General features: G+C 41.2%; 25 protein-coding genes and 2 tRNA genes. All 27 read left to right on the top strand.

Annotated features, from left to right (window positions below; all coding sequences use genetic code 11):
• Positions 1–43 precede the first annotated feature (43 nt).
• The 27 genes from ACOT8F_RS19520 (at position 44) to lysS (ending at position 25,479) form a co-directional block, all read left to right on the top strand.
• A complete protein-coding gene (locus ACOT8F_RS19520) occupies positions 44–1,657 on the top strand; it encodes a putative polysaccharide biosynthesis protein (protein WP_421653607.1) in 1,614 nt (537 codons plus the stop codon).
• The gene (gene yabN / locus ACOT8F_RS19525; RefSeq protein WP_421653608.1) at positions 1,654–3,114 is read left to right on the top strand and encodes a bifunctional methyltransferase/pyrophosphohydrolase YabN; all 1,461 of its coding nucleotides are present in this window, start codon (positions 1,654–1,656) and stop codon (positions 3,112–3,114) included. Before ACOT8F_RS19520 ends, yabN begins: the two co-directional genes overlap by 4 nt.
• A gap of 60 nt (positions 3,115–3,174) precedes the next feature.
• Positions 3,175–3,438 carry an RNA-binding S4 domain-containing protein gene (locus tag ACOT8F_RS19530; protein WP_421653609.1) on the top strand — a complete coding sequence of 88 codons (264 nt, stop codon included), beginning with the start codon at positions 3,175–3,177 and terminating at the stop codon, positions 3,436–3,438.
• Between the two features lie 78 nt (positions 3,439–3,516).
• A complete protein-coding gene (yabP, locus tag ACOT8F_RS19535) occupies positions 3,517–3,819 on the top strand; it encodes a sporulation protein YabP (RefSeq protein ID WP_421653610.1) in 303 nt (100 codons plus the stop codon).
• Positions 3,816–4,451, top strand: coding sequence for a spore cortex biosynthesis protein YabQ (gene yabQ, locus ACOT8F_RS19540; RefSeq protein WP_421653611.1), 636 nt, complete (start codon positions 3,816–3,818; stop codon positions 4,449–4,451). The genes yabP and yabQ overlap by 4 nt, the downstream gene beginning before the upstream one ends.
• A gap of 18 nt (positions 4,452–4,469) precedes the next feature.
• The gene (locus tag ACOT8F_RS19545; RefSeq protein ID WP_421653612.1) at positions 4,470–4,844 is read left to right on the top strand and encodes an FtsB family cell division protein; all 375 of its coding nucleotides are present in this window, start codon (positions 4,470–4,472) and stop codon (positions 4,842–4,844) included.
• An 83-nt stretch (positions 4,845–4,927) separates the two neighbouring features.
• On the top strand, positions 4,928–5,347 hold the full coding sequence (locus ACOT8F_RS19550) for a S1 domain-containing RNA-binding protein (RefSeq protein WP_421653613.1): 420 nt from the start codon (positions 4,928–4,930) through the stop codon (positions 5,345–5,347).
• Between the two features lie 356 nt (positions 5,348–5,703).
• Positions 5,704–5,780 (top strand) — tRNA-Met (locus ACOT8F_RS19555).
• A 9-nt stretch (positions 5,781–5,789) separates the two neighbouring features.
• Positions 5,790–5,861 (top strand) — tRNA-Glu (locus tag ACOT8F_RS19560).
• Between the two features lie 301 nt (positions 5,862–6,162).
• Positions 6,163–8,649: a stage II sporulation protein E gene (gene spoIIE / locus ACOT8F_RS19565; protein WP_421653614.1), complete on the top strand. Its 2,487-nt coding sequence runs from the start codon at positions 6,163–6,165 to the stop codon at positions 8,647–8,649.
• 85 nt (positions 8,650–8,734) lie between these two features.
• Complete coding sequence (locus ACOT8F_RS19570) at positions 8,735–9,472, top strand: VWA domain-containing protein (RefSeq protein ID WP_421653615.1); 738 nt, start codon at positions 8,735–8,737, stop codon at positions 9,470–9,472.
• Positions 9,438–10,457, top strand: coding sequence for a protein kinase domain-containing protein (locus ACOT8F_RS19575; protein WP_421653616.1), 1,020 nt, complete (start codon positions 9,438–9,440; stop codon positions 10,455–10,457). The genes ACOT8F_RS19570 and ACOT8F_RS19575 overlap by 35 nt, the downstream gene beginning before the upstream one ends.
• 455 nt (positions 10,458–10,912) lie before the next feature.
• A complete protein-coding gene (gene tilS / locus ACOT8F_RS19580; protein WP_421653617.1) occupies positions 10,913–12,343 on the top strand; it encodes a tRNA lysidine(34) synthetase TilS in 1,431 nt (476 codons plus the stop codon).
• Complete coding sequence (gene hpt, locus ACOT8F_RS19585) at positions 12,327–12,872, top strand: hypoxanthine phosphoribosyltransferase (protein WP_421653618.1); 546 nt, start codon at positions 12,327–12,329, stop codon at positions 12,870–12,872. The genes tilS and hpt overlap by 17 nt, the downstream gene beginning before the upstream one ends.
• Before the next feature lie 96 nt (positions 12,873–12,968).
• Complete coding sequence (gene ftsH / locus ACOT8F_RS19590; protein WP_421653619.1) at positions 12,969–14,906, top strand: ATP-dependent zinc metalloprotease FtsH; 1,938 nt, start codon at positions 12,969–12,971, stop codon at positions 14,904–14,906.
• A gap of 206 nt (positions 14,907–15,112) precedes the next feature.
• Positions 15,113–15,880 carry a type III pantothenate kinase gene (locus ACOT8F_RS19595; RefSeq protein ID WP_421653620.1) on the top strand — a complete coding sequence of 256 codons (768 nt, stop codon included), beginning with the start codon at positions 15,113–15,115 and terminating at the stop codon, positions 15,878–15,880.
• A 17-nt stretch (positions 15,881–15,897) separates the two neighbouring features.
• Entirely contained in the window at positions 15,898–16,779 is an 882-nt protein-coding gene (hslO, locus tag ACOT8F_RS19600) for an Hsp33 family molecular chaperone HslO (protein WP_421653621.1), read from the top strand.
• Between the two features lie 123 nt (positions 16,780–16,902).
• Positions 16,903–17,826, top strand: coding sequence for a cysteine synthase A (cysK, locus tag ACOT8F_RS19605; protein ID WP_421653622.1), 924 nt, complete (start codon positions 16,903–16,905; stop codon positions 17,824–17,826).
• Positions 17,827–17,987: 161 nt separating this feature from the next.
• Positions 17,988–19,397: an anthranilate synthase component I family protein gene (locus tag ACOT8F_RS19610; protein ID WP_421653623.1), complete on the top strand. Its 1,410-nt coding sequence runs from the start codon at positions 17,988–17,990 to the stop codon at positions 19,395–19,397.
• An 18-nt stretch (positions 19,398–19,415) separates the two neighbouring features.
• Positions 19,416–20,003, top strand: a complete 588-nt coding sequence (gene pabA / locus ACOT8F_RS19615) for an aminodeoxychorismate/anthranilate synthase component II (RefSeq protein ID WP_421653624.1) — start codon at positions 19,416–19,418, stop codon at positions 20,001–20,003.
• A 2-nt stretch (positions 20,004–20,005) separates the two neighbouring features.
• The gene (gene pabC, locus ACOT8F_RS19620; RefSeq protein ID WP_421653625.1) at positions 20,006–20,866 is read left to right on the top strand and encodes an aminodeoxychorismate lyase; all 861 of its coding nucleotides are present in this window, start codon (positions 20,006–20,008) and stop codon (positions 20,864–20,866) included.
• 12 nt (positions 20,867–20,878) lie between these two features.
• Complete coding sequence (folP, locus tag ACOT8F_RS19625) at positions 20,879–21,736, top strand: dihydropteroate synthase (RefSeq protein ID WP_421653626.1); 858 nt, start codon at positions 20,879–20,881, stop codon at positions 21,734–21,736.
• Positions 21,729–22,091, top strand: coding sequence for a dihydroneopterin aldolase (gene folB / locus ACOT8F_RS19630; protein WP_421653627.1), 363 nt, complete (start codon positions 21,729–21,731; stop codon positions 22,089–22,091). The genes folP and folB overlap by 8 nt, the downstream gene beginning before the upstream one ends.
• Positions 22,088–22,615, top strand: a complete 528-nt coding sequence (gene folK / locus ACOT8F_RS19635; protein WP_421653628.1) for a 2-amino-4-hydroxy-6-hydroxymethyldihydropteridine diphosphokinase — start codon at positions 22,088–22,090, stop codon at positions 22,613–22,615. The genes folB and folK overlap by 4 nt, the downstream gene beginning before the upstream one ends.
• A complete protein-coding gene (locus tag ACOT8F_RS19640) occupies positions 22,567–22,776 on the top strand; it encodes a helix-turn-helix domain-containing protein (RefSeq protein ID WP_421653629.1) in 210 nt (69 codons plus the stop codon). Before folK ends, ACOT8F_RS19640 begins: the two co-directional genes overlap by 49 nt.
• Before the next feature lie 114 nt (positions 22,777–22,890).
• Positions 22,891–23,892 (top strand): tRNA dihydrouridine synthase DusB, encoded by a 1,002-nt coding sequence (gene dusB, locus ACOT8F_RS19645; RefSeq protein WP_421653630.1) that lies wholly within the window; start codon positions 22,891–22,893, stop codon positions 23,890–23,892.
• 93 nt (positions 23,893–23,985) lie between these two features.
• Complete coding sequence (gene lysS / locus ACOT8F_RS19650; protein WP_421653631.1) at positions 23,986–25,479, top strand: lysine--tRNA ligase; 1,494 nt, start codon at positions 23,986–23,988, stop codon at positions 25,477–25,479.
• The last annotated feature ends 494 nt before the right edge of the window (positions 25,480–25,973 follow it).

The following is a 25,973-nucleotide window of genomic DNA, read 5'->3' on the forward strand; positions in this document are numbered from 1 at the left end:
TTAAGAAAAGAGGCTTACTTATCTACCGGGAGGAGAATGGACGATGAGTGCTCCGTCCAAGCAAAATAATCTTTGGCAGGGTGCAATTGTTCTGACCATTGCGGGGATATTAACGAAGATTCTAAGCGCTGCGTACAGAGTGCCTTATCAAAACATTGTAGGAGATATTGGATTTTATATATATCAGCAGGTTTATCCTTTTTACGGAATCTCTATCATGCTTGCTACCTCAGGCTTTCCAGTCATTGTTTCAAAGCTTTTTGCCGAATATGGAGATGACAATCGGCCTTCAGATCTTGTGAAAGTATGGAAGGTGAGTCTTTTCTTTCTGACTGTAACAGGGATTGTCTTTTTTTTAAGCTTGTTTTTAGGTTCTTCTTCTATTGCATCGTTTATGGGAGATATTCATTTAACAGGATTGATCCAGGTTATTTCTTTTTCATTTCTTATTTTGCCGTTTGTCTCGCTTCTTAGGGGTTACTTTCAAGGGCTTCATATTATGCTGCCTACAGCCCTTTCACAGGTTGTCGAACAAAGTTTTCGTGTCATGACAATCCTGATCTTTTCATACATACTGCTTTCACAGGGACATACTCTCTATGAAACGGGGGCAGGTGCCCTTTTCGGTTCGCTTACTGGTGGTGCCGCTGCTGCCATCGTTCTTGCTGTCTTTTTTCTAAAACGGCGCAATAGCGTTTGGACAAGCGCTCATTCAGAGAAGTCAGAAGTTTCTTCTAGAAAAATTATTAAGACGCTGATGCTTTACAGCCTGACAATATGCATCACTAGTCTTTTATTGATCTTTATCCAGATGATTGATGCTCTTAATCTCTATTCCCTGCTCACCGCGAGTGATATTCCATCCAATGCAGCAAAGCAGCTTAAGGGAATCTATGACAGGGGACAGCCTTTGATTCAGCTTGGAACGGTTGTTGCATCTTCGCTCGCTTTATCACTCGTTCCTCTGATTTCCAGTGCGAAAAAGCGGAATGACAAAGCATTTATAGAAAATAAAATCAATCTTTCGGTTAAGGTTTGTCTTGCGGTTGGAGCGGGAGCAACAGCAGGATTAATGGTCATTGTAGACCAAGTAAATGTCATGCTATTCAGAAACAATTCCGGTTCGGATATTCTTTTCGTTTTAAGCTTATCTATTTTGTTTACTTCGCTCTCCATGACGATTTCAGCAATCCTTCAGGGGCTGAATCATACCGTTTTTCCTGCCATTTCCGTTCTGCTTGCTGTTGGGCTGAAACTTGTGCTCAACTATTACTTGATTCCTCTTTATTCAACGGAAGGTGCTGCATGGGCATCTGTACTTGCTTTTATGACAGCAGCCCTTTTAAATATTTGGTATTTGGGCAGAATTCGGTTTAGACTGAAGGAATATAGAAGTATCGGAAAAATATTTTTAGCTGCAGCAGGCATGGTTCTTCTGTTAAAGGCTTACATGGCAGGATTTGAATTTCTGGCAGGTCCCGCAAGCAGAGCTGATGCCACCGTTGAAGGATTGTCAGGAGCGGCCATTGGAGCAGCCATTTATTTAATCCTTATCGTAAAAGCAAATGTGTTTACAGATGAAGAGCTTGATATTGTCCCATTAGGCAATAAAATTAAGAAGCTTTTCAGCCGTTCGGAAAGGGGAGAGAGAAAATGAACAAAATATCAATCGTAGGCCTCGGGTCAAGTGATGCAGCACAGCTTCCGCTCGGTGTTTACAGGCTGATTACTTCAGGAGCACCGCTTTATGTACGGACGGTAGATCATCCGGTATTAAATGAGCTTTCCGGCGAACTTCCGGCTTATACTGCATTTGACGGGATCTATGAAAAGCATGATCAATTTGAAGAGGTCTATAAGGAAATTGTCCAGACTCTTCTCATAAATGCAGCAGAGGAAAATATCATTTATGCCGTTCCTGGCCATCCGATGGTAGCGGAAAAGACCGTTCAGCTCTTGCTCGAAGCTGCTGATAATGGTCAGGCTGAAGTAGAAATTCTAGGAGGGCAAAGCTTCCTGGATCCAACCTTTGCTGCCCTTCATATTGATCCGATTGAAGGCTTTCAATTTTTAGATGCTCTCACAATGAAGAGGGAGGATCTGCAATTAAACCAGCACATGATTATTTGCCAGGTTTATGATCAAATGGTTGCTTCTGAAGCAAAACTGACGCTGATGGAAGAGTATCCTGATGATTATGAAATCGTTGTCGTAACAGAAGCGGGAGGAGCAAATGAGCAGATCAAAAAGGTTCCGCTTTACGAACTGGACAGGGTAGTTGAACTAAGCAATCTGACAAGTCTTTATGTTCCGCCGGTAACAAAAGAAAGCCTGAAGTACCATCAATTTACAGAATTCCGCAAAGTGATCAAAGCGCTAAGGGCTCCTGGCGGATGTCCTTGGGACATGGAACAGACTCATGAAACATTAAAAAGATATCTTATTGAAGAATGCTATGAGCTTCTCGAAGCGATTGAAAATGAAGACATTGAACATATGATTGAAGAACTTGGCGATGTTTTGCTGCAGGTTGTTCTTCATTCCCAGATCGGTGAAGATGAAGGCATGTTCACGGTAGATGACGTGATCCGGACTGTTACAGAGAAAATGATCCGCAGACATCCTCATGTTTTTGGGGATGTCATGCTTGAAAATTCGGAAGCTGTTTTATCCAATTGGGAGGAAATTAAAAAGCAGGAAGGGAAGTATAAGGAAGAATCCCGTCTCGGTTCTGTTGCTTCTTCCCTTCCGGCGCTTTCAAAAGCATTCCATTTGCAAAAAAAGGCGGCAAAAGCCGGCTTTGACTGGCCGGATCCAAGCGGTGCATGGCTTAAGCTGAAAGAGGAACTTCACGAATTTGAAGAAGAACTGCAGGCAAAAGAAACGGACAGCAAAAAAATGCTGAAAGAATTCGGTGATATTCTATTTGCTTTTGTAAACATTGCAAGGTTCTATAAAATTGAGCCTGAAGAAGCGCTCACATCAACAAACCACAAGTTTACTTCGCGTTTTCAATATATAGAAAAGCAGGCTGTCCAATCCGGCAAGGAGCTTGAAGAGATGACGCTTGAAGAAATGGACATGTACTGGGAAGAAGCTAAAACCAAGGAGTAAATAGGTAAGAAAAAGTTTCTTAAAATATCTTGTCAGCTATAGAGAAAGAAGGGGAAAGAATTGAGACTCGATAAATTTTTAAAGGTTTCAAGACTGATTAAAAGAAGAACACTTGCCAAAGAGGTCGCGGATCAAGGGCGGATCTCAATTAATGGAGTTCCTGCCAAAGCAAGTTCTAACGTAAAAATCGGAGATGAGCTCACTGTAAGATTCGGTCAAAAGCTGATCACCGTGCAAATAGAGGATTTAAAAGAAACGACAAAAAAAGAAGATTCAGCAAGCCTTTATCGGATCGTTAAAGAAGAAAAACTAAGCGAAAGTTAATTACAGGGCTTGTTCTAATTTGTCCCTTGCACTCATAGAGATAGATAAAGAAATCTCTGAAGATTGCGGGGGACTTATATGAATTATTATGAGGATCATTCAGCACAGAAGACAACCGTGCCGGATCATGACATCACCATGAAAGGGCGCAAGCTGCTGGACATTTCAGGTGTTAAACAGGTTGAGAGCTTTGATAATGAGGAATTCCTCCTCGATACAGTCATGGGAGCAATGGCGATCAGAGGGGAAAATCTGCAGATGAAAAATCTTGATGTCGACAGAGGCATTGTCTCCATAAAGGGAAGAATATTTGATATTGTTTACTTGGACGATCAAGAAGGGGAAAAAGCTAAAGGATTTTTTAGCAAGTTGTTCAAATGACCTTGACCACCCAGTTCTATACAATGCTTGCTATGATCGGCATGGGGGGATGGCTCGGAGCAGCTCTTGATACGTATGGGCGTTTTTTGAAACGGTCAACGAGAGCAAGGTGGTTTGTATTCCTGAATGACGTTGTCTTTTGGGTTTTACAGGGACTTTGCTTTTTTTATGTTTTGCTTCTTGTTAACGAAGGCGAACTCAGGCTTTATTTGTTTCTGGCGATCCTTTGCGGCTACGCGTTTTATCAAGGGCTGTTAAAAGAGGTTTACAGAAAGCTATTGAACTTTTTTATCAATACGGTTGTTATGTTTACCATGTTTCTCATGAAAACAGGCAATTTTATTCTGATTAAACCGATAACAGGTTTATTGCATTTACTTTTCTTGATTGTGGCAGGGATTTTAAATATTATTTGGAAAATCATAAAATGGGCTTCCCAACTTATCTACTTTTTCGTTAAAATCTTATTAGCACCTTTTAGATGGCTGCTTATTTTGTTATGGAAAATGATCCCTTCCAGTTTGAGGACCAAAATCAAAAAGTTTTTCAGCAGGCTTAAAGGAGTTTCTAATATAATAAAGAATATAGTCGGTAAAGCAATAATGTGGGGGAAACGGATCTTTAGGAAGTAAGGAGGACCGTTTAAAGAAATGATGAACAAGCGCACTCGTAAAGTAACACCGTTACAGTCACAATACATGCAGCAGCAGGAGCGCCAGGAGCAGATTTTGAAGCGCCGAAAAAGAGGGCTTATCAGAAGGCTGAGCTTGTTTGGCATCGTTGCTGCCATTATCACTATTTCAATTGTTTTCACCTTTATTACTCAATCCAATGAGTTAAGCAAGAAGGCGAAAGAAAAAGACAAGCTTTCAGGACAGCTTTCAGAAATGAAAAAGGAACAAAAAATGCTTCAGCAGGAAATCTCAAATCTAAATGACGACGATTATATTGCTAAGATTGCCAGAAGAGACTATTTCTTATCAGGTAAAGATGAAATCATCTTCAATGTGCCAGATAAAAAGTAGACTTTATTGCAACTGATTTTTTTTTTGGGTATAATTAAGCAAAAGTGATTTTTTATAAGTTTCTAAGGAGGAGCATTCTTTTTATGTCGATTGAAGTTGGCAGCAAGTTACAAGGTAAAGTAACTGGCATTACAAAATTTGGGGCGTTTGTTGAACTGCCAGGAGGCTCAACTGGTTTGGTTCACATTAGCGAGGTCGCAGACAGTTACGTTAAAGACATCAACGATCACTTGAAGGTCGGAGATGAAGTAGAAGTAAAAGTGATCAATGTGGAAAATGATGGGAAAATTGGTCTATCAATCAAAAAAGCGAAAGATCGTCCAGAGCGTACAGAGCGCCCTCGCCAGGACCGTCCTCAAAGAGGCAGAAACGATTTCCGTCCGAGAACAGAAAACTTTGAACAAAAGATGAGCCGTTTTCTTAAAGACAGCGAAGACCGTTTGTCTTCCCTTAAGAGAAATACGGAATCAAAGCGCGGCGGACGCGGAGCAAGAAGAGGATAACTTGCTGCTTTCAATATAAATGTTCGGATAAAAAGCACCCTTTTTACAGGGTGTTTTTCTTTTTGACTTTGGCTGTTTTCGTTTTCAGAACACGCTTGAAGATTAGCCCGCGGCATCTTTTCTTAAAATTCGAAGGTGATACTTGTTCAGAATTCATTTATTGAGATGAAAAAGCAACAAAGTTTAAGAAAAGAGCCTTGACCTTTAAAGGCAGTAAAGAACCTTTTTCTTGTTCTGAGTCATACCGAAAAACAAAAATCTTTGCGTAAGCAGCTTTTTTAAAATTTCATTGACGAACGGCATAATTCTTTGTATGATATATCTTGTGCTTCTTAACAAGCAGACAAACAATACTTGGCGGTGTAGCTCAGCTGGCTAGAGCGTACGGTTCATACCCGTAAGGTCGGGGGTTCGATCCCCTCCGCCGCTACCATATTATTTAGGCCCGTTGGTCAAGCGGTTAAGACACCGCCCTTTCACGGCGGTAACACGGGTTCGAATCCCGTACGGGTCATACGCAAAAACGGTTTTCCATAAGGAAAGCCGTTTTTTTGTTATTTATAAAAACAAGCAGCATATAACCAGCTTTTTAAAATTTATTCCTGCAAATAATTTCCAAAATAATGGGAGACTGCCCCTTCCTCAACAAAAAAATCAGGGTAATGGTGAAAAAATTCTGCGCATAGGGGAGTATTTTTGAATCTGCCAACAGATATAGTCGAACGTTTCTTAGAGCAGGCATCCTTTTTCTGACAAATTCTATAAAAAGGCTTCGCTATAATAACAATCAACTAGTACAAGTTGGGGGTATGAATATGGAAAAAGCAGAAAGAAGAATGATGGAGCCTGCAGCAGGAATAAACTTTGAAAAAACACAGCAAGCTTTCCAAAGGATGGTTCAGAAATTCGGGGCGAACTTTCAGTCTGTATTATTCAACGTCGGCCTCCTTTATATATTTATCGGATTTTTACTTGGACGAGCTGTTATTCTCGCAGAGATCCTTCCTTTTGCCCTTCCTTATTTTGGTGTCCTGATGCTGATCAAAAAGGACAAGGCATTTATCGGAGCAGCTGCACTGGTTGCGGGTGGAGTAACCGTATCGCTCGAAACTTCGATCTTTGTCGCGGCAAATGTCTTCTTGTTTTTCATCTATCACAAGATTTTCTCCTTCTTTATAAAAGAGCAGATCAAGATTCTCCCGCTTCTTATCTTTTTATCGGTGCTCTCATCAAGACTCGCCTTCTCATTTGTTTTAGAAGGTGCCATCACCCCTTACAGCGGTTTAATGGCCGGTGTAGAATCAGGGCTTTCCTTCATTCTTACGCTTATCTTTCTTCAGAGCATTCCGCTCATCACAGCGAATAAATATAAACAAACATTGAAAGTAGAAGAAATTATATGTCTTATGATTCTTATTGCCTCCGTTATGACTGGGTTTGTTGGTGTTTCTTATATGCACTATCAGGCCGAGCATATTTTCTCAAGATATATGGTGCTGCTCTTTGCTTTTATAGGGGGATCAAGTATTGGTTGTACAGTGGGGGTGGTTACCGGGCTGATTTTAGGCCTGGCGAACGTCGGCAATCTGTACCAAATGAGTTTGCTGGCATTTTCCGGGCTTCTCGGAGGGCTTCTGAAGGAAGGGAAAAAAATTGGCGCTGCCATAGGTCTGATTGTTGGCAGTATGCTTCTTTCCTTATATGGAGAGGGTTCAGCTGATTTAATGACAACACTGGGTGAATCTTTAATTGCTATTTTCCTCTTTTTTATCACACCTAAGAAAATCACAAGCTCTTTAAGCAAACATATACCAGGCACAAATGAGCATGCTCAGGAACAGCAGCTCTATGCCAGAAAAGTAAGGGATGTGACCGCCAATCGAGTTGATCAATTTTCAAAGGTTTTTTTAGCCTTGTCAGAAAGCTTTGCCACTTTCTTTGAAAAAAATGATGAAGGGGATGAGCAGCATGAAATAGATATGTTTTTAAGCACGGTAACCGAAAAAACATGCCAAAACTGCTACAAAAAGGAGAAATGCTGGGTCCAAAACTTTAGTACAACCTATGATCTGATGAGCCAGATCATGACGGAAACAACAAAAAATAAATACCAGACAAACAGAAAACTGAAGAAGGAACTGCAGAAGCACTGCTCCAAGCCAAAACAGGTAGAGGAGGCGATAGACCAGGAAATCAGCATTTTTCAGGCTAATCAAAAGCTGAAACAGCAGGTTCAGGAAAGCAGAAGACTTGTAGCAGAACAGCTTATGGGTGTTTCGCAGGTAATGGAAGACTTTTCAAAAGAAATTAAGAGAGAACGAGAAAATCATTTTCATCAGGAAGAACAGATACTGGAAGCTCTCCAAAACTTCGGGGTTGAGATAACAAATGTGGATATATATAGTCTTGAGCAGGGAAATGTGGATATTGAAATGAGTATCCCTTACTGTCAGGGCCATGGAGAATGTGAAAAAATAATAGCGCCTATGCTTTCAGATATATTAGAAGAACCAATTATAGTGAAGCACGAGGAATGTGCTCTTTATCCTAATGGCTTTTGCCACGTTTCACTCGGTTCATCCAAAACCTATAAAATTGAAACAGGTGCAGCTCATGCTGCAAAAGGAGGGGGCCTGGTTTCGGGCGACAGCTATTCTATGATCGATTTGGGGGTCGGTAAATATGCCATTGCCATAAGTGATGGAATGGGAAATGGGGTCAGAGCTCACTTTGAAAGCAATGAAACCATCAAATTGCTTGAAAAAATTCTCCAATCAGGAATAGACGAAAAGGTAGCTATTAAAACGGTTAATTCAATTCTATCTTTACGGACAACAGATGAAATGTTTTCAACGCTTGACCTTGCAATAGTCGATCTTCAGGATGCTCATTGCAAATTCCTGAAAATCGGTTCCACACCAAGCTTTCTTAAAAGAGGGGAAAAGGTGATGAAAGTGCAGGCATCAAATCTGCCGATGGGCATCATTGACGAGCTCGAGGTCGACATTGTAGGGGAGCAGCTGAAAGCAGGAGATCTCCTGATTATGATGAGTGATGGAATTTTTGAAGGTCCAAAGCATGTAGAGAACCATGATTTGTGGATGAAGCGGAAGATATCGGAGCTCCGTACAGATGATCCGCAGGAGGTGGCAGATTTAATTATGGAGGAAGTGATCCGCACGAGGTCAGGAAAAATAGAAGATGACATGACAATCGTGGTAGCTAAACTTGATCACAATTCCCCTAAGTGGGCTTCCATTCCATCTTCGCGGTACTATAAAAAGGATACTGTTGTATCGTGAATAAGCGGAAATTTCGTATAAACCTACTGGCTCTTGGCGAGGATGATAGTAACCAAAATAGAAATCCTCCAGAGGAGTGAGTTGAATGAATAGAGGCAATTTGCGGCAAATACTGTTAATTACAGACGGTTGTTCAAATCATGGAGAAGATCCTGTTGCCATGGCGGCACTCGCTAAGGAACAGGGAATAACGGTAAATGTGATAGGAGTGGTGGATGAGAGCATTATCGATCATGAGGCAATAAGAGAAATAGAAGGGATTGCTTCCTCTGGCGGAGGCGTAAGCCAGATCGTCTATGCGCAGCAGCTATCCCATACTGTACAAATGGTAACAAGACAGGCAATGACTCAAACACTTCAAGGGGTCGTAAACAAGGAGCTGCAGGAGATCCTTGGCAAAAAGATTTCAATGGACGAGCTTCCTCCAGAAAAAAGAGGGGAGATTATGGAGGTGGTTGATGAGCTGGGTGAGACGGTTTCCCTGAAATTACTTGTCCTTGTTGATGCAAGCGCAAGCATGAAACCAAAGATTCCAACTGTTAAGGAATCATTGCTTGATCTATCAATCAGTCTGAATTCAAGAATCGGCAATAACCAGTTTTCTATTAATATATTTCCCGGGAAAAATAGTGAAACAGAAAAAGTCCTTGATTGGACACCTAAGCTTGAGACGCTGTCATCTATCTTTCCGAAGCTTCTTACAGGCGGAATGACTCCCACAGGGCCAGCAATCAGAGCGGCCATCAAATCATTCGGGAACGAACGTTCTTTGAGGGGCGGACTGGCTGATGATGAACAGTACTACAGCGAACCAGGAATGTAAGGTTCCTCCTGGCACTATTATTTCCGGGAAGTGGCACGGCAATCAGTATCAGATTATTAAACCTCTCGGACATGGGGCAAACGGCGTCGTTTACCTCGCTAAAGGAAAAGCAGGCTATTCAGCATTGAAGCTAAGTGAAAATAGCATGTCTATCACTTCAGAAGTAAATGTTTTAAAACACTTTTCGAAGGTCCGGGATTCCTCACTTGGGCCTTTTTTGCATGATGTAGATGATTGGCTGAAACCAGGCCGGAGCAGCGCTATTGCGTTTTATGCCATGGAATATATTCAAGGGCCGGCGTATCTTGATTTTATAAAAGGCAAAGGCAGTGAATGGATTAGCGTCCTTGTAATCCAACTTCTCTCAAGTCTCGAACAGCTTCATATGGGCGGGTGGATTTTTGGTGACCTGAAGCCTGATAATCTGATTGTTTCTTCTTCCCCTGTAAAGCTTCGGTTTGTGGATGTTGGAGGTACGACTCAAAAAGGAAGAGCTATAAAGGAATTCACGGACTTTTTTGACAGAGGATACTGGGGAATGGGAAACCGGAAAGCAGACGCGGGCTATGACCTATTTGCGGTTGCGATGATCATCATTAACTCAGCCTACCCAAAACGGTTTTCCAGAAACGGAGAGGGAAAGCAGCTCCTATTTCGAAAGATTGAAGAGCACCCATATTTAAAAAAGCACAAAAGGCTGTTACAAAAAGCGTTATGTGGGGAATACATAAATGCGGAGGAAATGAGAGTCGACTTGATCAGGAATTTAAAATATGAAGAAAAGACTGTAAGAGCTCCGGTTAAAAAGCAAGTATCAGTGAATAAGCAAACAAGTCCGGCGCAAAGCAATCATTCTGCAGCTCCAAAAAGGCGTGCTCAAAAACGAAAAAGGAAGCGAATAACAGGATTTTTGGATGCAGTGCTGGTTCTTACAGGCCTCTTTGTTCTATACATGCTTTATATTTACCATTTTTTGCTCCCTTAAAGAAAAGGCTCTTTTCTTGACTTTGTTGTTTTTCATCTATATAAGTGAGTTCAGAGCAGGAGTACATCTGTGAATTATTCTAAGAAAAGATACCACGAGGCTAATTTTTATGGGTGTTCTAATCCTATACGAATAGCAGCAATCTTTGCGAAAACAGTTTTTCTTAACCCTTTTCGTTTTTAAGTTCCTATTGATTGGTTCAGAACAGAAATACAATAGTGATTTAAAAAAGTTGAAACGAAAATTATTTTCAGACGTATTACGTATTAAAATAATCTTTCATGAAAACAGCTAAAGGTAAATATGAGCAATGTGTGAACAATAGCTTCTTTTTTGCAGGATTATAAACAAAAATGGTAGGATATTTATAACTTTAAACAAGGCAGGCGCTATTTTTAAACCGATTTGCAGCTGGGTGCAAAAAAGGTAAGGAAAGAGCGATTGCCAAAGAGGGTATGGCTTTGGAACGTTTTTATGCTTTTATCAAAAAACATCGGCTTATTGAGCCTTCTTCTATCATCGTAGCAGGCGTTTCTGGCGGACCGGATTCCCTTGCGCTTCTGCATCTTCTTCATAATATGAGAGAAGCATTTGATCTTAAGGTTATTGCAGCCCATGTAGATCACATGTTCCGAGGGGCAGAATCTGAAGAAGAAATGAAATTCGTAGAATCTTTCTGTAAAAAACGCGCTATTCCGTTTGCTTCCAAACAGATTGATGCAGCAGCTTATGGAATGAAACATCATTTAAGTTCACAGATGGCTGCAAGAGAATGCCGCTATGGTTTTTTTAGTGAAGTCATGAGAGAGAACCATGCTGGCTATCTTGCGCTCGCACATCATGGAGATGATCAAGTAGAAACGATTATGATGAGGCTTGTCAGAGGAGCCGCTGGAAAATCAGCAGCTGGAATTCAGGCAAAAAGGCCTTTCGGCGAAGGTTTTATTATCAGGCCGCTTCTTGGGGTTTCCAAAAAGGAGATCCTAGCGTATAACGAACAATACAATCTTGAACCGAGATTTGATCCTAGCAATGCATCAGAGAAGTATACAAGAAATCGCTTTCGCATGCATGTACTTCCGTTTATAAAGGAAGAAAACCCGCTTGCTCATGAAAGATTTCAGAATTTCAGCGAGCTGCAGCTTGAAGATGATCAGCTGCTCCAGGAATTAACAATCACTGAAATGAATAGAGTATGGATAAGAAAGGAACACAATCTTGCAGAGATAGAAATTGATGCGTTTAAAAGGTTGCCTTTGCCTTTACAAAGGCGGGGTATTCAACTAATATTAAACTATCTCTATAAAGATGTTCCATCATCTTTCTCTTCTTTACATATCGAGAGTCTGCTTCAGCTGCTCTCCCAGACACATCCTTCAGGATCGCTTGATTACCCAAGTGGTTTAAAGGTAACAAAATCTTATGACAGCTGTTTGTTTACCTTTGAGCATGAAGAACATTCCCCATTTCGTCTGGAATTTTTTCCTCCTGGAATGTTAAATCTCCCAAATGGGTGTTTTATAAGCGCATTTATTACAAAGAACACAGCAGAAGTGCCAGTAAACAATCATTCCTTTGTCGTAAACAAGGCATGTGTTAAATTTCCTCTTGCTGTTAGATCCAGAACCACTGGGGATAAAATGACAGTGAAGGGCATGAATGGCTCCAAAAAGGTCAAAGATATATTTATTGACGCTAAAATCCCCTTGAGCTTAAGGGATAAATGGCCCGTTGTAGAAGATGGAAGAGGCAACATCATGTGGCTGCCGGGGCTTAAGAAATCAGCCTTAGAGGAAATGGAAGCAACTGACGGTGAGTACATTGTATTACAATATCATGAGCAAGGATCTTCTAGGGGGCAATGCGAAAATGAAAAAAGACATTGAAAAAATTCTGATTACAGAAGAAGAAATTCAAAAAAAAGTAAAAGAATTGGGAACACTACTATCCAATGAGTATAATGATCGCTTTCCGCTCGTGATTGGAGTGCTGAAAGGTGCAATGCCGTTCATGGCAGATCTGATCAAGCACATTGATACATATCTAGAAATGGACTTTATGGATGTTTCGAGCTATGGTGCTTCAACTGTTTCATCAGGTGAGGTTAAGATTCTAAAAGACCTTGATACATCTGTTGAAGGCCGGGATATTTTGATCATTGAAGATATTATTGACAGCGGTTTGACGCTGAGCTATTTAGTTGAATTATTTCGCTACCGCAAAGCAAAATCAATCAAGATTGTCACACTGCTTGACAAGCCGAGCGGAAGAAAAGCAGATATTCAGGCAGATTATGTATGTTTTGAAGTGCCTGATGCTTTTGTTGTGGGGTATGGTCTTGACTATATCCAGCGCTACCGTAACCTGCCTTATATCGGTGTGTTAAAACCTGAAGTTTACCAAAAAAACGAGTAGGAATTGTCTAAAGAGAGTTGCCATATTGTTTGTATTGGAATGATTTTCTATGATACTATTTAAGATAATTGTGCCTACTGTGGGAGGAGGTAAGGAATGAGTCGAATCTTCCGAAATACCGTTTTTTATTTACTAATATTTCTTGTTGTTATTGGGGTTGTCAGCTTTTTTAACGGCAATAATGGCAAGCCTGAACAAATGACCTATAACACCTTCATTTCTCATTTGGAAGAAAAGGGGGATGTTAAAAGTATATCCATTCAGCCAGTCCGCGGCGTTTATGAAGTAAAAGGACAATTGAAAGGCTACAATAAAGATCAATATTTTATGACTCATATACCGGACCAAATCGGTCTGCAAAGAGTTGATAATGCGGCAAAAGTAAAAAATATCAGCACAGAATTCCAGCCTGCTGAAGAAACAAGCGGATGGGTCACATTCTTTACATCCATCATACCTTTTGTCATTATCTTTATTCTCTTCTTCTTCTTGCTTAACCAGGCTCAAGGCGGCGGAAGCCGTGTTATGAACTTCGGTAAAAGCAAAGCTAAGCTATACAGTGAAGAGAAGAAAAAAGTTAAGTTTAAAGACGTAGCAGGAGCCGATGAAGAGAAACAGGAATTAGTTGAGGTTGTAGAATTCCTGAAGGATCCGCGCAAGTTCACCGAGCTTGGTGCAAGAATTCCAAAAGGCGTTCTTCTTGTAGGACCTCCTGGAACAGGTAAAACCCTTCTTGCCCGTGCAGCTGCCGGAGAAGCAGGCGTACCTTTCTTCTCAATCAGCGGATCTGATTTTGTTGAAATGTTCGTTGGTGTCGGTGCATCCCGTGTACGTGACTTGTTTGAAAATGCGAAAAAGAATGCTCCTTGTATTATCTTTATCGATGAAATTGATGCTGTAGGCCGCCAGCGCGGAGCTGGTTTAGGCGGGGGACATGATGAAAGAGAACAAACCCTCAATCAGCTTCTTGTTGAAATGGATGGCTTCAGTGCTAACGAAGGAATCATCATCGTTGCTGCCACAAACCGCCCTGATATTCTTGACCCGGCACTATTGCGTCCGGGACGTTTTGACCGTCAGATTACGGTTGACAGACCTGATGTAAAAGGCCGAGAAGCAGTACTTAGAGTTCATGCAAGAAATAAACCGCTTGATTCAAGCGTTGATTTAAAATCTATTGCAATGAGAACACCAGGTTTCTCTGGTGCAGATCTTGAAAACCTGCTTAATGAAGCAGCTCTTGTCGCCGCTCGTCATAACAAAAAGAAAGTCGATATGACTGATATTGACGAAGCTACTGACAGAGTTATTGCAGGACCAGCTAAGAAAAGCCGTGTTATTTCCAAAAAAGAAAGAAATATTGTGGCTTACCATGAAGCAGGCCATACCGTTATCGGCCTTGTGCTTGATGAAGCTGAAATGGTTCACAAAGTGACGATTGTTCCGCGCGGCCAGGCTGGAGGCTATGCCGTTATGCTGCCTAAGGAAGACCGTTATTTCATGACAAAGCCAGAGCTTCTTGACAAAATTACTGGATTGCTTGGAGGGCGTGTTTCTGAAGAAATTATCTTTGGAGAGGTAAGTACAGGCGCATCTAATGACTTCCAGAGAGCTACAGGCATTGCCAGAAGAATGGTTACAGAGTTTGGGATGTCTGACAAACTTGGACCGCTTCAATTTGGACAGTCACAAGGACAGGTGTTCCTTGGCCGGGATATTCACAACGAGCAGAACTACAGTGATGCGATCGCCCACCAAATTGATACTGAAATTCAAAGCTTTGTTAAACAAAGTTATGAACGTGCTAAAACGATTCTTACTGAAAACAGGGATAAGCTTGAGCTTATTGCCAAAACCCTGCTTGATGTTGAGACTCTTGATGCCAATCAAATCAAACACCTTGTGGATCACGGCAGACTCCCAGACCGTCCGGTTGAAGAGCTGAATGAATCTGATGTAAAGGTGAATATCCAACCGAAAAAGGATGAGCCTAGTCAGCTTTCAGAACCGATTGATCCTCCGCATAAAGACTAATACCAAGCCGCCAGTGCAATTGCTGGCGGCTTTTTTATTTTACGGAAGTAAACCTTTTTATTGGCCGAGTTTTAAGCAAATTATTTGCTGTTGTTCTTAAGGTTCATTTAGAGAGAAGGCTGTACTGATTGATTTTAGACTTTGTGATATGATATTGGCAGAATGGTATGCACTGCATTAGAGAAACTATAAAAGTGGTGAGAAGAATGATATTAGTATTGGATGTAGGAAATACAAATACAGTCATTGGTGTGTACGAAAATGATCGTTTAAAACACCATTGGAGAATAGAGACGAGCAGAAACAAAACAGAAGATGAGTATGGCATGATTTTTAAATCTCTTTTTGAGCATGTGGGAATACATTTTCAAGACATTCGAGGTATTATTATATCTTCAGTTGTTCCTCCTATAATGTTCGCACTTGAAAGAATGTGCTCCAAATACTTTAGTATCAATCCGCTGGTAGTAGGCCCGGGGATCAAGACAGGCTTGAATATTAAATATGATAATCCAAAGGAAGTTGGCGCCGACCGAATAGTGAATGCTGTTGCCGGTATTCATTTATATGGCAGCCCCTTAATTATTGTAGATTTTGGTACAGCAACAACTTATTGCTATATCAATGAGGACAAGCAGTATATGGGCGGAGCTATTGCTCCAGGAATTAATATATCAACTGAGGCTCTGTATTCGAGAGCTGCAAAACTTCCGCGAATTGAAATTGCCAGACCGGATCATATTGTTGGCAAAAATACCGTGGGTGCTATGCAATCAGGAATATTATATGGCTATGTTGGCCAAGTTGAGGGAATTGTGAGCAGAATGCGGGAGCAGACCGGTCAGCATTCTAAGGTCATTGCAACAGGAGGGCTTGCATCTCTGATTGCAAATGAATCAACGATCATAGATATTGTGGATCCATTCTTAACATTAAAAGGTCTGCAGCTGATCTATGAACGCAATATGAGTTAATATCCGAAAGGAGATAAATGATGGATTATTTAATTAAAGCTATTGCATACAACGGCCAAGTCCGTGCGTATGCTGCTGATACAACCGATACAGCGGGTGAAGCGCAGAAAAGGCATCAGACATGGCCGACCGCTTCTGCTGCTCTTGGCAGATCTCTTACAGCAGGCTTGATGCTTGGGGCAATGCTGAAAGGAGAAAATAAACTGACGATTAAGGTTGAAGGAGGAGGGCCTCTTGGAGCCATCCTTGTTGATGCCAATGCAAAGGGCGAAGTGCGCGGATATGTTACGAACCCTCAAACCCATTTTGACTTAAACCAGTACGGGAAACTTGATGTGGCACGTGCTGTAGGAACAACCGGGTCGCTGACAATCGTTAAAGACCTCGGGATGAAAGAACATTTTACAGGGCAGGTACCGATTGTTTCTGGCGAGCTTGGTGAGGACTTTACTTATTATCTTGTTTCATCAGAACAAATCCCTTCTTCTGTTGGCGTAGGAGTGTTGGTGAATCCTGATAACTCCATTTTAGCATCAGGAGGCTTCGTTATTCAGCTTATGCCGGGAACAGACAATCAAACGATCAGCCATATAGAAAGCAGACTTAGTGCAATAGAACCTATTTCCAAAATGATTGAGAAAGGACTTACTCCGGAAGAAATTCTCAATGAGGTTTTAGGCGAAGGTAATGTAAAAATTCTTGAGAAAATGCCTGTAGGCTTTAAGTGCCAATGTTCTAGAGAAAGAATTGCTAGTGCCATCATCAGTCTTGGAAATGAAGAAATTCAAAGTATGATTGATGAAGATGGCGGAGCAGAAGCTCAATGCCATTTTTGCAATGAGCTGTATCAATTTTCTAAAGAAGATTTGGAAGAACTGAAAGCAGGTTCTGCCCAATAACAATTCAAAAACTCAGGTTTTAAAAACATCTTAAACTCGATGCCTTATGATTGACAATTCCGAATATAATTGATAAATTCGAGTTAATACCTATACAAATACTCGGAATATGAGGTGGATACGATGTCACGTGTAGCTAATTCCATACATGAATTAGTTGGAGAAACACCAATATTGAAGCTAAACCGACTTGTAGAAGATGATAGTGCCGATGTTTATCTAAAGCTTGAATTCATGAATCCAGGGAGCAGCGTAAAAGACCGTATTGCTGTCGCGATGATTGAAGCGGCTGAAAAAGATGGAAGCTTAAAACCCGGGAATACGATTATTGAGCCGACAAGCGGAAATACTGGTATCGGGCTTGCGATGGTAGCTGCAGCTAAAGGGATAAAAGCTATACTTGTTATGCCTGATACAATGAGTATGGAACGCAGGAATCTGCTTAAAGCTTATGGTGCAGAGCTTGTTTTGACACCAGGAGCTGAAGGCATGGGCGGCGCGATTCGCAAAGCTGAGGAATTGGCTAAGGAAAATGGCTATTTTATGCCGCAGCAGTTTAAAAATGAAGCAAACCCTGAAATTCACCGTTTAACAACAGGGCCTGAAATTGTCCGTCAAATGGGTGAACAGCTTGACGCTTTTATCGCAGGAATCGGTACTGGCGGAACGATCACAGGGGCAGGAAAAGTTTTAAAAGAGAAATACCCTGATATTAAAATTTATGCGGTAGAACCATCTGACTCTCCAGTTCTTTCGGGAGGTAAGCCAGGTCCTCATAAAATTCAGGGCATCGGGGCTGGTTTTTTGCCTGATACTCTTGATACTGAAATTTATGACGAGATTATTAAGGTTCAGAACGAAGAAGCCTTTGAATATGCTCGCAGAGCTGCTAGAGAAGAAGGATTGCTTGGTGGTATTTCTTCAGGAGCAGCCATCAGCGCAGCTTTAAAGGTTGCGAAACAGCTTGGCAAAGGCAAAAAAGTTCTGGCGATCATTCCAAGTAATGGAGAACGCTATTTAAGTACTCCGCTTTATCAATTCGAATAATAAAGAAATTCTAAAAACAGTCTTCGGACTGTTTTTTTATTTCGGGTTGTTATGCAGCAGGCTGATCATCAGTTCCAATATTTGATAAAGAAATAGACATGGTCATCTGCTCATCTTTATGTAAAATAGAGATAAGCATTCTATTTAGGAGAATTATTCCCATGACCAAAAAAGCCGAGCCTGTTTATATAAAAATTCCATATTACGAGAATTTTTTTCACGTATACAAAATGATTGCAAAGAATGAACAGCGCCATATTTTTCTTGAAAGCGGAAAAGGCGGAAGATACAGCATTGCAGGAATTCATCCTTGGGCCATTATTTCCGGAAAGGATGGCAAGCTTTCCATTGAGGAAAATGGATCGACTGAAACAAAGGAAGGTCACCCGCTGCGAATGTTCAAGGAATGGTTAAACCGATTTGAAAGACCGAGAAATCCAGAACTTCCTGATTATCAGGGAGGTGCGATAGGTTTTATCAGCTATGATGCAGTTCGGATGTTTGAAAAGCTTCCTTCATTTGCAGAAGATGATCTTCAAACACCAGAACTATACTTTCTTATTTTCAATGATGTGGCTGTTTATGATCATCAATTGAAAGAACTTTGGCTGATAACGCATCTTGGGGATAAAGAAGAACAGCAAGAGGCTTTTGACAGGCTGGAGCATATGAGAATGCTATGGACAAAAGACGCTTCAGATCCTGAATACTCATTCGAGATCGCAGATTATCATTCTTCAAAGCCGCATTTTAGTGAGCAGGCCTTTATGGAAGCAGTAGAAAAAATCAGGGATTATATTTCTCAAGGCGATGTTTTTCAAGTGAATTTGTCTGTCAGGCAGGAAGTTCTTCTTTCGGTTCATCCGATTGATATATACGGAGAGCTAAGGAGAATTAATCCTTCTCCCTATATGGCTTATATGCAGACTCCGGATTTTCAAATCGTGTGCGGCTCACCAGAGCTACTTGTCAAAAAGAAGGGCAATATGGCAAGCACCAGGCCTATTGCTGGAACACGCTCAAGAGGAAAAGACGATGAAGAGGACTTTTCTCTTGTTCAGGAATTGATTCAGAATGAGAAAGAGCGCGCAGAACATATTATGCTCGTTGACTTAGAAAGAAACGATCTTGGAAGAGTGTGCGAATACGGGACTGTAGAAGTTGATGAATTTATGGCAGTTGAAAAATACTCGCATGTCATGCATATCGTTTCAAATGTCAAAGGCTTGCTGAGGGAAGGAGCAGGTTTTGATGAAATAATTGAATCTGTCTTCCCAGGCGGAACCATTACAGGTGCGCCAAAGGTAAGGACGATGGAAATCATTGAAGAACTAGAACCTGCAAGAAGAGGAATTTACACTGGTTCAATCGGATGGATTGATTTTAGCGGAGATTTGGAGTTGAATATTATTATCCGGACTCTTTTTGCAAAAGAGGGGAAGGGTTATATTCAAGCAGGTGCAGGAATTGTGATTGATTCCAATCCACGGCATGAATATAAGGAATCATTAAAGAAGGCCATGGCTGTAAAAAAAGCAGCCGAGGTGAGCAAAGCAGAGCAAAGCAAATAAAAAGATGAGGTGAGCAGAGTGATATTAATGATTGATAACTACGATTCTTTTACGTACAACCTTGTTCAATATTTAGGAGAGCTTGGGGAAGAGCTGCTGGTGAAGCGCAATGACGAAATTACGATTGCAGAGATTAAAGAGCTGAACCCTGAATATTTAATGATATCTCCTGGACCATGCAGTCCGAATGAAGCAGGAATCAGTATGGAGGCAATCAAGGCTTTTGCTGGAGTTATTCCTATATTTGGCGTATGCCTCGGCCATCAATCCATTGCTCAGGTTTTTGGAGGTGATGTGGTTAGGGCAGAACGGCTTATGCACGGTAAAGTTTCCGACATCCACCATGATGGCAAGTCGATTTTTGAAAATATGGAGCAGCCATTTGAAGCGACCAGGTATCACTCACTTATTGTGAAGCCTGAAACTCTTCCTGAATGCTTTGAAGTGTCGGCATGGACAGAAGAACAGGAAATCATGGCCATTCGCCATAAAGAACTGCCTATTGAGGGAGTTCAGTTCCACCCTGAATCGATTATGACTGAATTTGGAAAAGATCTTTTAAAGAACTTTATTCAATACTATAAACGAACAGAAATGAGCATCTGATCTTGTATATTTATTTGAATTCTGAGTACGTGAAAGCAGAGGATGCCAAGATTTCCATCTTTGATCATGGCTTCCTTTATGGGCTTGGGGTCTTTGAAACGTTTCGGGTTTACAAGGGGCACCCCTTCCTTTTGAAGGATCATTTAAAAAGGCTTCAGCGATCTCTGGATGAACTCGGGATCGATTATCTAGTTAAACTTGAAGATGTTAAAGAAATTATCGAAGGCCTTCTTGAGCGAAACTCCCTCCAGCAAGAAGATGTTTCAATACGATTTAATGTTTCAGCCGGAGCCGGGGGAGAAATATTAGCTGACCAGATTTTTGGAAATCCGACTGTTTTCTGCTTTATGAGACAGTTGTCATCAGGAACAAACCAGGCAAAAAAAGGCGTTTTGCTTCAAACAAAGCGAAGTACGCCAGAGGGCCGATTCAGAATGAAATCCCACCACTATATGAATAATTTTATGGGAAAAAAAGAAACCGGCAATCATCCTGGAGCAGAAGGAATATTTTTAACACAAGATGGGCATGTTGCAGAAGGAATTGTATCCAGCCTTTTTTGGGTGAAAAACAGAAAAGTCTGCACACCCTCCCTTCAAACAGGAATATTGGACGGGATTACAAGGCGATTTATCCTGACACTTTTAGATCGCCTGTCCATTCCTTGTGAGGAAGGACTGTATAAGGTTTCTGAAATGCTCTCTGCGGATGAAGTATTTGCAGTAAATTCTGTTCAGGAAATTATACCGTTTTCCATTATAGAGTCAGTATCCTTTCCAGGAATGGAAGGCGAGATAGCTGAATTGCTAAAGAAAAATTACTCAAATTGCCGAACCCAGCTTTGGTCAAAGGATGAGTTGTAAAGGATGATAACAATGAGTGCCACGGGGTTTAAAAAAGAAAAAGCATTAGAATGCGGCCCGTTTCATTTGGATTATTCCAAAAAAACACTTGTTATGGGGATTTTAAATGTAACACCTGATTCATTTTCTGACGGCGGCAAGTATGATAGTGTGGAAGAAGCACTGAAGCACGCCAGACAATTGGTTGCAGACGGAGCGGATATTATTGATATAGGCGGGGAATCAACAAGGCCGGGAGCTGAATTTGTTCCAGAAGAAGAAGAGCTGAGAAGGGTTGTTCCTGTAATATCGAGACTGTCCAGAGAAATCGGTGTGCCAATCTCAATAGATACATACAAAGCAAAGGTAGCGAGAGAAGCGGTAAAAGCTGGTGCCACCATCATTAATGATATATGGGGGGCTAAGGCCGAGCCTGAAATTGCGAAGGTTGCAGCTGAATATCATGTCCCTATTATTCTCATGCATAACCGGGAGAAACGGAGCTACACCCATTTGACTTCTGATATGATTACAGATCTTAGAGAAAGCATCGTGATTGCAAAGGAAGCCGGGGTTCCGGAAGAACACATTATTCTGGATCCGGGAATCGGTTTTGCTAAAAATTTCGATGACAACCTTGAAGTGATGCGAAACTTAGACTTGTTCACACATCTTGGTTATCCTGTGCTGCTTGGAACATCAAGAAAGTCTTTCATCGGCAAGGTGCTGGATCTTCCGCCTGATGAGAGGATGGAAGGTACTGGTGCGACTGTCTGCATGGGTATCGAAAAGGGATGCGAAATTATCAGGGTCCATGATGTTCGGGAGATGGCAAGGATGGCTAAAATGATGGATGCAATGCTTGGAAAAGAAGGAGTTCACCATGGATAAAATTTTTGTAAACGGTATGGAATTTTACGGATACCATGGTGTCTTTAAAGAAGAAAACAAGCTCGGCCAGCGGTTCAGAGTAAATCTCATTGTTGAAAAGGACTTAATAAAAGCCGGACAAACAGATGAACTTGAATATACCGTTAACTACGGAGAGTTATATAACCTTTGCAAAGGGGTCATGGAAGGGAAACCTTACAAGCTGGTCGAATCTCTCGCGGAAAAGATCGCTACAACGATCCTTGATCAGTTTCCTGACATCTGTCAAACAACGATAAAAATTATAAAACCTGATCCTCCTATCCCGGGTCATTATGAATCAGTAGCTGTTGAAATCACCAGAGGAAGAGCATGAGACATACTTGTTATCTGGGGCTTGGTTCAAATATAGGAAACCGGGAAAATTATTTGAAGATGGCCATCGAATCTCTAAAGAATGAGCCAGCCGTAAAAGTCGGCCGTTTGTCCTCCATATATGAAACGGATCCTGTGGGGTATGTGGACCAAGAGCCTTTTTTAAATATGGCAGCAGAAGTTTTTACCAGTTTGAAACCGGAAGAATTGCTTGATGTTACTCGAAGTATTGAAGAAAAATTGGGCAGAAAAAGGGATATAAAGTGGGGACCGCGTACTTTAGACCTTGACATTTTATTGTATAATCATGAAAATATTGAAACAGAGCAACTAATTGTTCCGCACCCTAGAATGAGTGAGCGGGCATTTGTGCTGATTCCGTTAAAAGAAGTATATCCTCATGTTAATATACCCAACTGTTCAAAGCCGATTTCGGTCATCATAGATCAACTATCAGATAAAGAAGGGGTACGACTATGGAAGCTGAAAAATGGGGAAGACGCATTCGGGCCTACAGAAAACTGAAGGGCTACACACAGGAGTCCTTTGCCAAAGACCTTGGCATTTCTGTTTCCGTGCTTGGAGAGGTTGAACGGGGGAACCGTTTCCCGAGTGAGGACTTTATTCAGGAAGTGGCGGAAGTATTGGACATCAGTGTTGAGGAATTGGTGCCAAAGGAAAATTAAAGCCGGCCATCCGCAGTATTGCTATATGTAACTCTTCTTTTTTTGGATCGAATCACGGAGGTCTTACCGGCCCTCTTTTATAGAAAATACCTAAAAAAGGAAGGAGGATATCGAATGTTTAAAATTGGTGATATAGAATTAAAGAATCGGGTTGTTTTAGCACCAATGGCCGGCGTTTGTAATGCAGCATTCCGTTTGACAGTTAAAGAATTCGGTGCAGGTCTTGTTTGTGCTGAAATGGTAAGTGATAAAGCGATCCTTTATCAGAATGCAAAAACGATGGGAATGCTATATATCGATGAGCGCGAAAAACCGCTCAGCCTTCAAATCTTTGGCGGCGAAAAAGATACTCTTGTAGAAGCAGCGAAGTTCGTTGAAAAAAATACCACTGCTGACATAATCGATATCAACATGGGATGTCCTGTCCCTAAAATTACAAAATGTGATGCAGGTGCTAAGTGGCTGCTGGATCCGAATAAAATCTACGAAATGGTTTCGGCAGTAGTCGATGCTGTAGACAAGCCTGTTACAGTTAAAATGCGTATGGGCTGGGATGAAGACCATATTTATGCGGTGAAAAATGCACAGGCTGTAGAACGGGCTGGCGGTAAAGCTGTTGCCCTTCACGGAAGGACCCGTGTACAAATGTATGAAGGAACAGCAAACTGGGATATCATTAAAGAAGTTAAGCAATCAGTTAACATTCCTGTTATCGGAAATGGGGACGTGCAAACTCCCCAAGATGCAAAACGCATGCTTGATGAAACTGGTGTTGACGGAGTTATGATCGGCCGGGCAGCGCTAGGAAACCCTTGGATGATCTACCGGACAGTGAACTATCTTGAAACAGGAGAGCTTGCAGGTGAACCGACAGCAAGAGAGAAAATCGAAGTATGCAAGCTTCATTTAGACCGCCTGATTGCATTGAAAGGCGAAAATATAGCGATTCGCGAAATGCGCAAGCATGCAGCCTGGTACCTAAAAAGCATCCGCGGCAACGCAAAAGTGCGCAACGGAATCAACACATGCAATACGAGAGCTGAATTGGTAGAACTGTTAAGCGACTTTGTTTTAGAAATCGAAGCAAAGCAGGATGGAAGTGCGCAAGTAGGATAAAAACTTTTGCTGATTTTTAAAATTTCATGCTGCCAGCTTTTGCTGGCAGTTTTTCTGCTATTATATTAAACCCTGAATTGGAGATGATGGACCATGAGTGAACAAAATCACGAAGAATTAAATGACCAGCTGCAGGTTAGGCGGGAGAAATTACATACTCTAAGAGAAAAGGGCCTTGATCCATTTGGAAAAAGGTTTGAAACAACTGACAAAACAGCTGATTTGCTAAAAAAATACGATTCTCTAACAAAAGAAGAGCTAGATGAGAACAAAAACACTGTTAAAATAGCGGGAAGAATTATGACGAAGCGCGGCAAAGGGAAAGCAGGTTTTGCCCACGTTCAGGATCTGTCTGGCCAAATGCAGATTTATGTGCGCCGGGATGCTGTAGGGGAAGCGCAATATGATATCTTCAATACAGCTGATTTAGGTGACATCGTCGGAATTACTGGTGATATCTTTAAAACAAAAGTTGGAGAATTATCAATTAAAGTATCTTCTTTTGAGCTTCTTACAAAATCTCTCCGTCCGCTTCCTGATAAATATCATGGTTTAAAAGACGTTGAACAGCGCTACCGTCAGCGTTATCTGGATTTGATCATGAATCCTGAGAGCAAACAGACATTCATCGCCCGCAGCAGAATTATTCAATCTATGCGCCGTTATCTTGATGACCATGGCTATCTTGAAGTGGAAACGCCAACTATGCATTCCATACCAGGCGGTGCATCTGCCCGTCCATTTATTACTCATCATAACGCGCTTGATATGCCGTTATATATGCGCATTGCGATTGAGCTTCATTTAAAGCGCCTTATTGTTGGAGGCTTGGAAAAGGTTTATGAAATTGGACGAGTCTTCAGAAATGAAGGGGTATCTACACGCCATAACCCCGAATTTACAATGATTGAGCTTTATGAAGCGTACGCTGACTTCAATGATATTATGAAACTGACTGAAAATGTCATTGCTCATATTGCAAAAGAAGTACTTGGAACAACAATGATAGAATACGGGGATTACCATGTTAATCTTGAACCGGAATGGACAAGACTTCATATGGTTGATGCAATCAAGCAGGAAACAGGTGTTGACTTCTGGAAAGAAATGAGTGTAGAAGAAGCTAGAGCTTTTGCTGCAGAGCATAATGTAGAAGTTACTGAACATATGACAGTGGGTCATATTATTAATGAATTCTTCGAGCAAAAAATTGAAGAAAAATTAATCCAGCCTACTTTTATCTATGGCCATCCGGTTGAAATCTCTCCGCTTGCGAAAAAGAACGAAGAGGATCCGCGCTTCACAGACCGATTCGAGCTCTTTATCGTAGCACGTGAACATGCAAATGCCTTCACAGAGCTAAATGATCCAATCGATCAGAAAGAGCGCTTTGAAGCCCAGCTGAAAGAACGTGAGAAGGGTAATGATGAAGCGCATATGATGGATGAGGATTTCATAGAAGCTTTAGAATATGGCATGCCTCCCACTGGTGGGCTAGGTATTGGCATAGACCGTCTTGTTATGCTTTTGACAAACTCTCCATCAATCCGCGATGTTCTTCTTTTCCCGCAAATGAGACATCGTTAATCTGTTAAAATCTCCTTTCATTATGAAAGGAGATTTTATTTTATTCAGGCTGTTTTCGCAGAGGTTGTTGCTATTCGTGAAAATTCTAATCACGCTTTTGACTTGCTTCGGGGCATCTTTTCTTAAAGGTTTGCCAAATCGGGGGCCGTTTAAAAGAAATTTAGAGTTAGGAGCACCAAAGTTTAAAAAAAGAACCTTTATTAAAATATCTTTTAAAAAATGAAAAAAACTCTTGCCTTACTGTTGTGGCGGTGGTATATTAATATTCGTTGCTGCAAAACAGCATCGCACGAAATAAGAAAAAGAGAAAAAATACTTGACAGTTAAGTTGATAATTGTTATACTAGTAAAGTTCTCTTTTCGAGACTGATCTTTGAAAACTAAACAGAACGAAATGCCAACGTTAATTCAAGTTTTATTTTTAAGAGCTAATCAAACACTTTATTGGAGAGTTTGATCCTGGCTCAGGACGAACGCTGGCGGCGTGCCTAATA

This window comes from Chryseobacillus diguaensis (genome assembly GCF_049220665.1).
In the GTDB taxonomy this organism is placed as follows: Bacteria; Bacillota; Bacilli; order Bacillales; family Bacillaceae; genus Metabacillus_B.

What these genes read in the sequence shown, in the direction of transcription:
- lysS (WP_421653631.1), top strand. Translation starts at nt 23,986, where the DNA reads ATGAGTGAACAAAATCACGAAGAATTAAATGACCAGCTGCAGGTTAGG.
- dusB (WP_421653630.1), top strand. Translation starts at nt 22,891, where the DNA reads ATGTTTAAAATTGGTGATATAGAATTAAAGAATCGGGTTGTTTTAGCA.
- ACOT8F_RS19545 (WP_421653612.1), top strand. Translation starts at nt 4,470, where the DNA reads ATGATGAACAAGCGCACTCGTAAAGTAACACCGTTACAGTCACAATAC.
- cysK (WP_421653622.1), top strand. Translation starts at nt 16,903, where the DNA reads ATGTCACGTGTAGCTAATTCCATACATGAATTAGTTGGAGAAACACCA.
- spoIIE (WP_421653614.1), top strand. Translation starts at nt 6,163, where the DNA reads ATGGAAAAAGCAGAAAGAAGAATGATGGAGCCTGCAGCAGGAATAAAC.
- folK (WP_421653628.1), top strand. Translation starts at nt 22,088, where the DNA reads ATGAGACATACTTGTTATCTGGGGCTTGGTTCAAATATAGGAAACCGG.
- hpt (WP_421653618.1), top strand. Translation starts at nt 12,327, where the DNA reads ATGAAAAAAGACATTGAAAAAATTCTGATTACAGAAGAAGAAATTCAA.
- ACOT8F_RS19570 (WP_421653615.1), top strand. Translation starts at nt 8,735, where the DNA reads ATGAATAGAGGCAATTTGCGGCAAATACTGTTAATTACAGACGGTTGT.
- ACOT8F_RS19610 (WP_421653623.1), top strand. Translation starts at nt 17,988, where the DNA reads ATGACCAAAAAAGCCGAGCCTGTTTATATAAAAATTCCATATTACGAG.
- folP (WP_421653626.1), top strand. Translation starts at nt 20,879, where the DNA reads ATGAGTGCCACGGGGTTTAAAAAAGAAAAAGCATTAGAATGCGGCCCG.
- folB (WP_421653627.1), top strand. Translation starts at nt 21,729, where the DNA reads ATGGATAAAATTTTTGTAAACGGTATGGAATTTTACGGATACCATGGT.
- ftsH (WP_421653619.1), top strand. Translation starts at nt 12,969, where the DNA reads ATGAGTCGAATCTTCCGAAATACCGTTTTTTATTTACTAATATTTCTT.
- yabQ (WP_421653611.1), top strand. Translation starts at nt 3,816, where the DNA reads ATGACCTTGACCACCCAGTTCTATACAATGCTTGCTATGATCGGCATG.
- hslO (WP_421653621.1), top strand. Translation starts at nt 15,898, where the DNA reads ATGATGGATTATTTAATTAAAGCTATTGCATACAACGGCCAAGTCCGT.
- ACOT8F_RS19595 (WP_421653620.1), top strand. Translation starts at nt 15,113, where the DNA reads ATGATATTAGTATTGGATGTAGGAAATACAAATACAGTCATTGGTGTG.
- ACOT8F_RS19520 (WP_421653607.1), top strand. Translation starts at nt 44, where the DNA reads ATGAGTGCTCCGTCCAAGCAAAATAATCTTTGGCAGGGTGCAATTGTT.
- ACOT8F_RS19575 (WP_421653616.1), top strand. Translation starts at nt 9,438, where the DNA reads ATGATGAACAGTACTACAGCGAACCAGGAATGTAAGGTTCCTCCTGGC.
- yabN (WP_421653608.1), top strand. Translation starts at nt 1,654, where the DNA reads ATGAACAAAATATCAATCGTAGGCCTCGGGTCAAGTGATGCAGCACAG.
- yabP (WP_421653610.1), top strand. Translation starts at nt 3,517, where the DNA reads ATGAATTATTATGAGGATCATTCAGCACAGAAGACAACCGTGCCGGAT.
- ACOT8F_RS19550 (WP_421653613.1), top strand. Translation starts at nt 4,928, where the DNA reads ATGTCGATTGAAGTTGGCAGCAAGTTACAAGGTAAAGTAACTGGCATT.
- tilS (WP_421653617.1), top strand. Translation starts at nt 10,913, where the DNA reads ATGGCTTTGGAACGTTTTTATGCTTTTATCAAAAAACATCGGCTTATT.
- ACOT8F_RS19640 (WP_421653629.1), top strand. Translation starts at nt 22,567, where the DNA reads ATGGAAGCTGAAAAATGGGGAAGACGCATTCGGGCCTACAGAAAACTG.